Here is a 12,375-nt window from a genome sequence, read left to right as displayed (position 1 = left end):
CTCGCCTCACTTTAACTGTTCATACTTGAATGTCATAAGCATCGCTTGCAATATGCGTGAACGCAATTCATCTCGATGCGGCAATGGGGTATTGAGGGTTGTACGATCGAGTGCCGCGAGCATCATTTTCGCCTCACGCTTCGTCACTACATTCTCATCGATTAAACGAAAGATAATATCTTCCGTCATCGTTTGAGAAGCTCCACGCTCTAAACTTGCCAGAATGGTTTCAATTAAATCAGCCTTCGTATGAGCGCGTACCCGAACTATTCGAATATACCCCCCGCCCCCCCGCTTACTTTCAACGAGGTAACCACGGTCAGCGGTGAAGCGCGTATTAATCACATAATTAATTTGTGAAGGCACACATTGAAACTGCTCCGCAATCTCACTGCGCTTTATCTCAACATGCCCTTTTTCATCTAATTCGATAACTTTCTTTAAATACCCTTCAATAATATCTGATATATTCCGCATGCAATCACCTCCTGATCAATTAACTCTGAGTGCGATTAAGGTTAGTGGCTATATTTCACGTGGGCATCCCAATAGGATGCACCATGTACCTGACTTTGACTAACTTTGACTTTATTATATAAGGGGAGATAGGAAGTGTGCAATTCATATGCTTTCGTTCCGTTTTTTCTAAAATAAAAAGCTATTTTCTTAAGTGAAAATTATAGCAAGAATATTCAGATATTATCAATCTTATTGACTAGTATACTTAGATAGTGTGACGATTTCACGGCCTACTTTGAGTTTGTGAAAATTTATCAATTAAACGAGCAAGATTATCACTCAAACACGTCTCACATCCTTGTTAACTTTTAGAGATACTTCTACAAGTTCATTGATTTAATGGTTTTTATTTCCGCTACGCTCCTATAACACAAAAAAGTGCCATCCTTTTATGCAAGGATGGCACTTCTATTAAAACAGCATGAAAGCAATCGGCGTAACAATGATTAAAGTCAGAATGACACGTTGAACCCAGATAACGATTAATTTCGGTATTGAAATCGGAATTTCTGTTGCCACGATGCAAGGAACAACTGCAGAGAAGAAAATGATGGACGATATAGATACAACCGCAATTACGAATTTTACAATCATCCCCGATTTCACAACCAGCAATGCAGGTAGGAACATTTCAGCTATTCCAAGTGCACTTGCTTTTGCGACTAGCATCGGTTCAGGAAGCTGCAAAATGTAGGTGAACGGATAGAAGATGTAACCAATCCAGTCAAATATCGGCGTGAATTCCGCTAACACTAAACCAAGTAATCCAATTGATAAAATTGATGGTAAAATCGCCATAGCCATTAATAAACCGTCTCGCAAGTTCTCCCATATGTTCGCAAGTAAACTAGGTGATTGTTTAACGGTTTCCTGCGCTTCATTCCAAGCGGCTGTCAAGCGACTTCCTTCAGGTTTCACCTCTGGTTGTGGCACACTGCCTTCATAATAATCATCTTTAATACGATTCAGCGGCCAGATGCGAGTTGTAATTGCCGTCACGATGAACGTGACGATTAGTGTTACCCAAAAGTACAAATTCCACATATCCATTAAGCCAAGTGTTTTCGCAACGATAACCATGAACGTAGCAGATACAGTCGAGAAGCCCGTTGCAATAATTGCTGCTTCTCGTGCTGTGTATTTCCCTTCTTTATAAACACGATTCGTTATTAGCAAGCCCAATGAATATGAACCAACGAAAGAAGCTACTGCGTCAATTGCAGATCGACCTGGTGTTCGCCAAATTGGCCGCATAATCGGTTGCATGAGAACCCCAATAAATTCAAGTAATCCATAACCTACTAATAATGCTAAAAATACCGCCCCGATTGGGACTAATAAACCTACGGAAATCACTAATTTATCGAACAAGAATGGTCCCATATCAGGAGCAAATAACCACGCCGGACCAAATCCAAAAACAATCATAATCCCAACGACTAAACCTATGATTTTAAAGAATGAAAACACCATGTTGACGGTCGATTTTTTCCAAGTCCCCGAGTAAAACGGGTATAATGCACCAGCTAGAATAAGTACTAATGAGTAATATGGTAAAACCCCAGTTGCATTTGCTTGAATCCATGACACGATGTGGTCAAGCATGATTGAATTTTTTTCACCAATTGTGACCGGCACGAAAAACATGAACGCACCAATAAAACTGTATACAAAAAACTTCCACATTCCCGTACTTGAACGTATTTTTGAACGTTCTCCCACTTGTTGCATATTAAATCCCCCTTTGTGATAGAACTCTCCCCGTGATAAATTCCAACCATGCATACACTCCTGTTTTGACCGTGGCACTTGTCGGTACATCTCGTGTTGGATCCAGACAGACAAAATCGATATGTCGAACCGCATCCTGTTGGCCGATCCGCACTAAACTTTGGAATAGCTCTTCCGCCGTCATGCCTCCTGGTGTAGAAGCGGGAACACCCGGTGCGACTGCAATGTCCAACACATCCATATCGACAGTTACATAAACACGGTCCACTCGTTGTGCTAATTCCTTTAATTGTTCTTCGACGCACTGAGCCACCCCTAGCTCACGTGCTTTACGTAAAGTAATCATTCGAATACCGTGTTCCTTCGCATAAGCCACCAATGGTGCTGCGTTGAAGTACCCGTGAAGACCAATATTGACGACATCTTCCCCGTAGACAGTGCCCCCATCAATCAGTTGACGAATGGGTGTACCATTTGCAGGTCCCAAATCGGCCGGGTCGCGCACATCTAGATGTGTATCTAGTTGTAAAATGCCAATCCGCTCGTCTGGGTAGGCCTTCTTAAGACCTCTTACCGCACATGCAGTTACAGAATGATCGCCACCAATTAAACATGTAGTTGATTGTTCAAATGTGCGGACTAATTCATATGTAGTGTCTTCAATGCGTTCATGTGACATTAAAATATCGGTCGTATGCATAACGACATCTCCCGCATCACGAACGATGTAGCTAGACAAATCCAAGTCTTCATCTAAGTTATACGAGGAGAACCCTTTCCACAATTTGCGGAATTCCATTGGATATAAGGAAGCGCCGGAAACACTGATTGAAGAACGGGAAATGGGCGCGCCATAAATCACCATGTCCGGAGACTGTTCAGCAAGAGGTTTTACCCACTGATGTACGAAATCTCCGGAAGTATCGCGCCACGACCATTCAGGCGGTTGTAAATGTTTCATTTAACCCACCACCTGCACGCCTTTTTTCCACACCGAACCAACGTGATTCACGCCGAAAAGATATTGTAGCTCCTGGTAATTGGATACATTCCACATTACGACATCCGCTTGTTTGCCCGCTTCCAATGAACCGACTTTCTCTTGCATGCCAATGGCACACGCAGCGTTCATCGTTGCGGCAACCAATGCTTCTGCAGGAGTTAGACGCATAGAGATGCAGGCCAAATTCATGACCAAGGGCATCGAAGTCGTTGGTGACGAACCAGGATTGCAGTCTGTTGAGATGGCTACGGCTACACCTGCATCAATCATCGCACGGCCTTTTGCTGCTTCTTCACGTAAATACAGAGCGGTCGCTGGCAAAAGACAGGCAATGACGCCTGCTTCAGCCATTAAACGCACACCTTCATCAGATGCTTTCAATAGATGTTCCGCTGAAATTGCACCAACTTTGGCAGCCAGTTCCGCGCCACCGTAAGACTCAATTTCATCAGCATGAATTTTGGGAATCAAGCCGAGTTTTTTGCCTGCTTCTAAAATTCGTTCGGACTGTTCTGGTGTGAATACTCCGACTTCACAAAAAACATCGTTAAAAACAGCTAATTTTTCTTCCGCAACTTTCGGCAACATGTCATTTACCAAAAGATCGATGTACTCGTCTTCTTGTCCTTTATATTCCTGAGGGACTGCATGAGCGCCCATAAACGTTGGAACCAAGTCAATCGGATGACTTTCATTCAATCGTTTCATCACTCTCAGTTGTTTCAATTCTGTTTCCAAATCTAGTCCATAGCCACTTTTGCCTTCCACGGTTGTCACGCCATGCTCAAGGAACGAGTCTAGGCGGCGCGTTGTTTGTTCCACCAGTTCGTCTTCTGACGCATCTCGTGTCATACGTGTTGTCGCATGAATACCGCCACCAGCATTCATGATTTCCATGTACGTTGCACCTTCGAGACGCATTTCGAATTCACGTTCGCGGCTTCCTCCATATGCTATGTGCGTATGCGGATCGACCAGACCCGGTGTCACCAAACGCCCTGTTGCATCGATAATATCCGCTTCATGGGCACGTGTGCCATATAAAGCTTCAAGCTCAGACGTCGTGCCCACCGCCACTACTTTTCCATTTTCCATCCACACACTGCCATCTGCGATCAACCCGAGGTCAGACATTCCTTCCCGAACTCGGGGGCCGTTTTCACCGGCTACCGTTACAAGTTGTGCTGCATTTTTTATCCAAACCGGAATCATGCTTCAGACCCCTTTAGCATCGGAATGTTGACGCCTTTTTCACGCGCAGTCTCAATCGCCAAATCATAGCCTGCATCGACGTGACGGACGATACCCATTCCTGGATCAGTTGTTAATACACGTTCCAGACGAACTTCTGCTTCTTTTGTACCGTCCGCTAAAATGACCATTCCGGCATGAATGGAATAGCCCATGCCTACACCGCCGCCATGGTGAACGGATACCCATGTCGCGCCGCCCACTGCATTGACCATCGCGTTCAAAATCGGCCAATCCGCAACAACGTCCGAGCCGTCTTTCATTGCTTCGGTTTCACGATTCGGTGAAGCTACTGATCCTGAGTCCAAATGGTCACGTCCGATAACGATTGGCGCACTCAATTCGCCGCTTGCTACCATATCGTTAATGATTTTCCCGAAACGTGCACGTTCGCCATAACCCAACCAACAAATGCGTGAAGGAAGGCCTTGGAACTGAATTTTCTCCTGAGCCATTTTAATCCAGTTACATAAATGCTTGTTGTAGCTAAATTCGCGTAAAATCACTTCGTCTGTTTTGCGAATATCTTCCGGGTCACCAGAAAGTGCTACCCAACGGAATGGCCCTTTACCTTCACAGAACTGTGGTCGAATGTAAGCTGGAACGAATCCTGGGAAGTCAAACGCACGTTCAACCCCTTCATCTTTTGCCACTTGACGGATGTTGTTGCCGTAATCAAATGTAATGGCGCCTTTGTCCATCATCTCTACCATTGAAGAAACATGCTTCGCCATCGATGCTTTAGAAAGCTTGACGTACTCCGTCGGGTTTTCTGAACGGAGCTTCGCTGCTTCTTCCAATGACATTTTTGATGGGATATAGCCGTTCAATGGATCATGTGCAGAAGTTTGATCCGTTAACACATCCGGAATAAAGCCCCGTGCGATCATTTCCGGTAAGACGTCTGCGGCATTGCCAAGCAACCCAATCGATAACGCTTTACCTTCCGCTTTTGCCTCTTCCGCTAAACGGATTGCTTCGTCCAACGAATCTGTTTTTACGTCAGTATAGCGCGTTTCAATACGTCGATCGATACGCGTCTCGTCTACTTCAATACCGATACAAACTCCGCCAGCCATTGTTACTGCTAATGGTTGAGCACCGCCCATTCCACCAAGACCAGCTGTCAATGTAATGGTACCTTTCAACGATTCTCCGAAGTGTTGTTTTGCAAGTTCAGCAAATGTTTCATATGTTCCTTGGACAATCCCTTGTGATCCGATATAAATCCAGCTACCTGCTGTCATTTGGCCGTACATCATCAAGCCTTTTTTATCTAGCTCATGGAACGTTTCCCAATTTGCGTACGCTGGCACAATATTCGAATTGGCAATCAACACACGTGGTGCATTTGTATGAGTTTTGAAAATCGCTACCGGTTTTCCGGATTGAACCAGCAAGGTTTCATCGTTCTCCAACTCTTTTAATGAGCGCACAATAGCGTCGTAGCTTTCCCAGTTACGCGCAGCTTTACCGATTCCTCCGTATACCACTAAATCTTCAGGATGCTCTGCCACATCTGGGTGTAAATTGTTGTTTAACATACGAAGTGCGGCTTCTTGTTGCCATCCTTTCGTGTTCAATTCTGTTCCTCTATATTGGATAACTCGTTCAATTGTATTCGCTTTCATTTTCATTCGCCCCCTTATTAATAGTTTCATTGTATCGTGAAAGTTCTGATAATTTATTTATAATTTAGTTCATTCTTTATGTTTTATTGAATTATTTCTTTGATTTGAAAATATTTTTATAATCTGTTCCCGTTTCAATCATTTTTACATACAAAAAGACCGATTGGATTATCGGCCTTTTTAAATAATCTTTTCTTCGGAGAGACAACTAATGATATAACCAAAGAAACTAATTTATAATCGAAAAACTCGATTCATCTTCCCCAATTAAATCGATACTGGGTTGGGGTCTTTCCAGTTGATGCTCTGAACTTCGCATTGAAATAAGATTGATGTGTGAAACCCGCCAATCTCGATACTTCTTCTAAAGTTGCGTTTGTTTCTTTTAATAATCGTTTTGCTTCTCCAAGGCGAATTTCTTGTAGCGTTTCCCTGAAATTCTTGCCTGTACTTTTCGAAAACCTTCGACTTAATGTGCTTTTATTCATTTGCAAAGCATCTGCACAAGCCGCCAAGTTCCAATTCGAATCCCAATAATTTGATTCCATCATCATTCTTACTCTATCTGAGAAATTAGACGTCCCTGATTCCACTAAACTTGTTACTTTCATCAAATCCGCTGTGAAGTCACCAAAGCTTTGAATGATGTGATACATAACCGGCTCGCGGATGATGTCTTGAAATAGTTGATGGTACTGTTTTTCAAGGGGGGGATTTTGAATCGAATTGGCCGACATATATCTTCTGATTTGCGCAAGAACACTAGTCAAACGGATTCGCACCATTTCAGGATCCGGGTAAGGTGCTTCAAGGGTTAGAAAATCTTGCTCCAACCATTGACGAATTGCTTTAACGTCCTGTTTTCCTAGCATTTCAATCCACATGCGTTGCTCTATGGGAGACAAAAACGGATCCATTTCACACCACGATAAATCTTCAGCTTCAACGGATAAAATATCATAGCCATCATAAAAAACACGTTCTTGGAAGCGACGCATTTTTTGATAAAGTGAACGAATATCTTGGTCGCCAGGTGATTCGTATAAGTAAATGGACAATAGTGTATTGGATTGGCGTTTCCAAGACGCATAAAACGCCAGATAGGCTTCCTGCATGCTTTCAAGTTCAGGTAGTCGGTGTACAACAACAATAAAATTAGTAAACGGAAATAGTTCAAAATGCGAGGGGAATGCGAACTCTTCCAGCGATTTCACCAATTGCGTTCCCTCTTCCCGGCTCGCAGGAACAATTGCACTTAAGAGTACAGAAGTCCTTGGGTACGTTTTCGCCAACAATAAATCTTCATATGTAAAATTCGATTCTTGATATGCATCCAGTTGAGGAATCCCTTTCTTTTCGTTGCGCACACGAAAACGCGTTTGCTGGATATGCTTAATCAGATGTTCGGGCTGGAAAGGACGGAACAATAAATCTTCCGCTTTATGTTTAAGTGCACGGTATGCAGTTTGAAACGTTCGATCTGAGGATACCCCTAGCCACCTCGCTCCTGAAGGCAGGATACTTTCTTCCGAGGCAGACCATAAGTCCATATCAATAATATAAAAATCAAATTCCCTGGAAACCATATCTTTTTGTAGAGTAGTGACTGAGTCCCCCAATTCCACAAAAACATCTCGTAACTGCGAAGAAATCATCCATTTTATTCCTTGTGCTTCTAGTGAGTCCTTCGTCAGAACGTATACATGCATAAAGAAACCCCCTTCTTCCATTACTTATCATTCGCACAAACATCTATAAAAAGTGCCCATAAACACTTTAGGTACAGGTAAAGAATATACGTACATTGTCATGTCTGCTCTCTTCATAAGCAAGAACTTTTGAAAAATCTCAAAGACCCTTTCACAAAAAAATAATTATTTTTCAGTACCTTGCATAGAATAATACTGCATGATATATTGTTCTTAACAGTACTGCATATTGTCTAGTAGTGGAAGGAGGGGGTTTAAGGTGAATATTCAATTCAAGAAAGGCGTACTTAATCTTTGCGTCCTTGTGTTATTGGATCAAAAAGATCGATATGGGTATGAACTTGTACAAAAAATCTCGGACCAAATCTCAATTTCCGAGGGATCTGTATATCCGTTATTGCGACGTCTGACCAAGGAAGGTTATTTCACTACTTATTTACAAGAGTCTACAGAAGGTCCTTCCCGTAAATATTACAAACTGACCGATTTAGGCAGAACATATTTACAGGAACAGTTAAATGAATGGAAAAGCTTCACAAACGGCGTGAATACTTTAATTGAGGAGAGTGTAAAAGATGACGGAACAACAATTTCTAAATGAACTTGAAATGGCTTTGACTAAACTTCCTTCCGATGAAAGAAACGATATTTTCCAGGATATTAAAGAGTATTTTACGGATGGACGTGTAGATGGTAAATCTGATAGCGAAATTGCCGCGTCCCTTGGCTCTCCAAAAGAAATTGCTGAAGAGCTTCTTGCCAATTATGTGCCCGAGAAAATTGATACAAATGCAGACACGAAAAAGATTCTTATAACGAATGATAACTTCACAAAAGTTGCCATGAACATCAAAATTGGCTCTTTACATGTATATCCATCTGATTCAGATGTCACCACTATTGAGCTAATAAACGCGCATGAAAAATTAGCATTAACAGCAGACGTTATTGGAGACACACTATCGATTGACCTTAAAGCCCCCAAATTTGCATTCTTTGGTTTTCTTCAGATCTTCAAAGGCGTAAAGGTCAATGTGGCTCTCCCCAAAAAACTATATACAGCTATTTCCATGAAGACAGATAATGGAGGCATTGTAGCGATAAAAGTTCTTGGAAAAACAGTGAAAGCAACTTCTGACAATGGAAGCATTGAAATAAAAGAAATTGCAGCAATGGTTCTGGACGTTGAAACAGATAATGGCCGTATAGCAATCGATAACGTTCAAGTCGACAAACTAACTACCGGGACGGACAATGGCAGAATTGAAATGCGGAATGTCGATGCCGAACAGGTTCACACAGAAACAGATAACGGACGAATCATCATGGAATATGTGAATGGAAATATTACCGGAAGAACGGATAACGGACGGATTTCACTTTTAACAACGAGCCTTGACCGCATGATTGATTTGGAAACGGACAATGGCAGCATATCGGTTGCGACTGAAAATAATCCGACAGATGTTTCGATTCGTGCAAGGGTTGACCATGGAAAAATTGATGTGTTTGGGGAGAAGAATTCCCGCACGACTTTCGGAAGTGGCACGAATACGGTTCAACTTTCTACGGATAACGGAAAAATAACTGTCTTTAAGAAAGAAGCAAACGTACCCGTTTAATTTCCATCAATCATATATAGACATCAAAAAAGCCCCTTGTGAGGGCTTTTTTTGTTCTTCTTCAAGCATGTATATAGACATTTGTTCCGATTGGCACGAAGGATGAAAGCTCCGTTACGTCATCGTTATACATCCGAATACACCCGTGCGAAACTTTCTTGCCAATGGACGAGGGATTATTTGTGCCGTGTATTCCGTAATGTGGTTTAGATAAACCCATCCATAACACCCCATATGGGCCACCTGGGTCATACTCTTTGTTCACAACAATATAATTTCCTCTTGGTGTAGGTGTTAACATTTTCCCGACTGCTATCGGATATGTTTTCAGCAATCTACTGGCATCGTAAAGTTTCAGCTGGCGTTTACTTACATTTACATCAATCCAAACCACCATAATTCCATCTCCCAAAATTGACTTACTTTAGGTATATGGCATGCCAAGTGGTTATGACCACGTTAGGTTGGAAAGTCATTCAATAGATGAGGCGAACATCGATTTTCGCATACAAAAAAGCAACTCCATTTTCGAAGTTGCTTTTGTTTACCTTATTTTGGAACGTCGCCCCCATAGGATGTCCATTCTTCACGGGATGGACCATACACTCCGATCATCGGCAGTCCTGCCAGGCGCATCAACATTGTCATTTGGCCGCGGTGGTGGATTTGGTGCTTAACGATAACGTTCAGTGTAGTAGCATTCGTCCACATTTCTCCATACATGTCGTGTTCTTCAGAAAGATTGACATCCGTCCATTGTGAACGAATGGCTTCTTTGAATGCCATGTTCGCCTGTTTGTATCCAGCAGCAATTTCTGCTGCTGATTCCGGCATTGGTGCATCGTGATGTGGTGCTTCAAACTTCAGTCCGACACGTGACATCATTTCATTGATAGAAACGATCGTATGCCAAGCAAGGAAACCTAACGAACGCTCTCCTTCTTTGACTCTTGTTCCTAACGAATCATCGTTAAACAAGTCCAGTATTTGTTGGGTAGAGTCACTCTCGTAAGTCCATTCAGTTAAAAACTCATCAATTGTATGATACATAATTTTCCTCCTTAAGATTTCTTTCCTCTTAAGTATCTTTCGTGACAATAGTCAAAATACCTTCCTTACGCTTCGATTAATTGTTTTCTTCTCTCTTCAATGTCAACGAGTTCAGCATCCAATACATGCTTTTTGCCGGCTAATGAGTTCATGACTTTCATGATTTCTTTTACCGTATTTTGCAAGTTCCCTTGAGATTTGGATATTCGTGAATGAATGGTCCACTCACTGAAAATATCATCAAAAAAGTAATCGGCCATTTTGATAAACTCTCCGCGTTCCACGATAAAAGAATTGGCTTCAAGTGCCTGCACATCTTTGACTTCCGTTCTGAAGCGATGGAGAGCCATTTGTGCTTTATGAATCATATCTTCTGAGTCATCGATTGCACTATGCTTCATTGCAGTCACAATCATTCCGCCACCCAAAAACGTATCCCATGTTGAATAGTTGCGGGCAGATTCGAGCTGACTAATTGCTTTGGATAAAAGTACATTTGCTCTACTTCCTGCATCCCGTGCTTCTTCGATTTCACGAAGCATCGTTTGGACAACTGTTTTCCGGTCATACAGTTCTTCCATCACCGCTTTATCTTGCGGGGAATTGACTCGCAACCATCGCTCTTTTTCAATCATTAACCGTTGCCAGTTCGCATGAAGGTCTTGGAACTGTACATCTGCTAATGCTTGACGAATGATAGCTGATTCTACTTCCAGGTCTCGAACCACCTTCACCGCTTCGTTCCACTTCAATTCTATTGAAGCTGCTTCAGCCATTTCTTGATCACGGACATCTTCCTGCGTCCCTTTCCACTTTCTCATCACGTTGGAAAATGAAAACTCATCCAATTTTGCGACATCCCGTTGTTCTTTTGTCAGCTTACTTTCGAGTTCATTTCGTTTGTGTGTGTGTTCCAGGATTTCCGTTTGAAGAGAAGCTAATTTCTTTTGCAAGCGTTCTTGTTCATTGATTAATAGTTTTAGCTCCGATTGTCTTTGTTGAAACGTTGACCACATAGCCCATCACTCCCTTAGCTACTATACGAAATTCCAAAGATGAAGTTTCAGTTAATTTGTTTGGTAATTTAGTGAAATGTTGGAACTTTTGAGTGGGTTTTAGAGTCTAATAAGTAACTATTAATTTCGTGATGGATGGGATGGGTTTTGAGATGAAAAAGTGGATACTTCTGTTTGTCATACTGTTCCTTCTTGCGGTATATGCTGCTCTGTCAACTAAATTTCATTATCCCGAGCTTCCATTTTCTAATAAAACCAAGCAGGAAGTCGCAAAACTTGCTGTCTCATCGGAATTGCCGCTTTCTAAAGTGGCACAGCAAGACGGCTTTGTTTGGCTTGTAACGGATGATTCTCTCGATGTGGCACTTAACTCCCTCAAGCAGCGAATGAAAAAGAATGGATGGGAATTTGTCGAACAGAACGGCTCCAGCTATTTGTTTGAAAAGGGCAATGAAAAAGTATTCATTGAAAGTCAACAATGGACAGGCAATTTCCTGCTCTTTCAATTGCCGATTGGGTTGTAAATTTATTCTCTTTTAAATAGAGAAATGAATCGGCTCGGGCCAACAGGATGTTGGTCACGAAGGCGTTGCCACACGAGGTGGCGTTCTTAGCCTTCGCTCCTTTGTCCTCGTTGCGGGGTCTTGCCTGCCCATTATTCCGCAGGAAAGAAGCGGGCCAAAGGTTTTGATTTGGACCGATTCTTTGCGACGAGTAACCGCAGGAGTAGCACTTTTGAAGCGTGAGACCCACAAGTATTTGGTTTTCATACTTGTTGGCTCCTGCGGAACATGCGTGCTCGCGCAAATGTACGATAAACAATATCATAGTAAATCAAAAAGC

Annotated in this window: 12 protein-coding genes; 3 read left to right on the top strand and 9 right to left on the bottom strand. The window is 42.3% G+C overall.

Going from position 1 to position 12,375, the window contains the following annotated elements; genetic code table 11:
• Positions 1-6 precede the first annotated feature (6 nt).
• From MHH33_RS00960 to MHH33_RS00935, 6 genes are all read right to left on the bottom strand, one after another.
• Positions 7-477 carry a CtsR family transcriptional regulator gene (locus MHH33_RS00960; protein WP_016429852.1) on the bottom strand — a complete coding sequence of 157 codons (471 nt, stop codon included), beginning with the start codon at positions 475-477 and terminating at the stop codon, positions 7-9.
• A gap of 453 nt (positions 478-930) precedes the next feature.
• Entirely contained in the window at positions 931-2,250 is a 1,320-nt protein-coding gene (locus MHH33_RS00955; protein WP_342542690.1) for a YjiH family protein, read from the bottom strand.
• Position 2,251: 1 nt separating this feature from the next.
• Positions 2,252-3,211, bottom strand: coding sequence for an agmatinase family protein (locus MHH33_RS00950; protein ID WP_342542689.1), 960 nt, complete (start codon positions 3,209-3,211; stop codon positions 2,252-2,254).
• A complete protein-coding gene (hutI, locus tag MHH33_RS00945; protein ID WP_342542688.1) occupies positions 3,212-4,465 on the bottom strand; it encodes an imidazolonepropionase in 1,254 nt (417 codons plus the stop codon).
• Entirely contained in the window at positions 4,462-6,135 is a 1,674-nt protein-coding gene (gene hutU, locus MHH33_RS00940; protein WP_342542687.1) for a urocanate hydratase, read from the bottom strand. Before hutU ends, hutI begins: the two co-directional genes overlap by 4 nt.
• A 254-nt stretch (positions 6,136-6,389) precedes the next feature.
• Positions 6,390-7,844 carry a helix-turn-helix transcriptional regulator gene (locus MHH33_RS00935; protein ID WP_342542686.1) on the bottom strand — a complete coding sequence of 485 codons (1,455 nt, stop codon included), beginning with the start codon at positions 7,842-7,844 and terminating at the stop codon, positions 6,390-6,392.
• 259 nt (positions 7,845-8,103) lie between these two features.
• On the opposite strand from MHH33_RS00935, the gene MHH33_RS00930 reads away from it, so the two are divergent.
• Positions 8,104-8,445 (top strand): PadR family transcriptional regulator, encoded by a 342-nt coding sequence (locus MHH33_RS00930; protein ID WP_342542685.1) that lies wholly within the window; start codon positions 8,104-8,106, stop codon positions 8,443-8,445.
• Entirely contained in the window at positions 8,420-9,466 is a 1,047-nt protein-coding gene (locus tag MHH33_RS00925) for a DUF4097 family beta strand repeat-containing protein (RefSeq protein ID WP_342542684.1), read from the top strand. The genes MHH33_RS00930 and MHH33_RS00925 overlap by 26 nt, the downstream gene beginning before the upstream one ends.
• 61 nt (positions 9,467-9,527) lie before the next feature.
• Here the strand turns inward: MHH33_RS00925 and MHH33_RS00920 are convergent, their stop codons facing one another.
• The 3 genes from MHH33_RS00920 to MHH33_RS00910 all read right to left on the bottom strand — a co-directional run bounded on the left by MHH33_RS00920 (position 9,528) and on the right by MHH33_RS00910 (position 11,532).
• Positions 9,528-9,863, bottom strand: a complete 336-nt coding sequence (locus MHH33_RS00920) for a L,D-transpeptidase (RefSeq protein ID WP_016429843.1) — start codon at positions 9,861-9,863, stop codon at positions 9,528-9,530.
• A 152-nt stretch (positions 9,864-10,015) separates the two neighbouring features.
• Entirely contained in the window at positions 10,016-10,516 is a 501-nt protein-coding gene (locus tag MHH33_RS00915) for a DinB family protein (RefSeq protein WP_342542682.1), read from the bottom strand.
• Between the two features lie 65 nt (positions 10,517-10,581).
• Complete coding sequence (locus MHH33_RS00910; RefSeq protein WP_342542681.1) at positions 10,582-11,532, bottom strand: hypothetical protein; 951 nt, start codon at positions 11,530-11,532, stop codon at positions 10,582-10,584.
• A 152-nt stretch (positions 11,533-11,684) separates the two neighbouring features.
• Here MHH33_RS00910 and MHH33_RS00905 point away from each other — a divergent pair, with 152 nt between their 5' ends.
• A complete protein-coding gene (locus MHH33_RS00905) occupies positions 11,685-12,056 on the top strand; it encodes a hypothetical protein (protein ID WP_342542680.1) in 372 nt (123 codons plus the stop codon).
• The last annotated feature ends 319 nt before the right edge of the window (positions 12,057-12,375 follow it).

This window comes from Paenisporosarcina sp. FSL H8-0542, assembly GCF_038632915.1.
Classification (GTDB): Bacteria; Bacillota; Bacilli; order Bacillales_A; family Planococcaceae; genus Paenisporosarcina.
The sequence above is the reverse complement of the archived record's forward strand: the minus strand, read 5'-3'. Positions and strand labels throughout refer to the sequence as shown.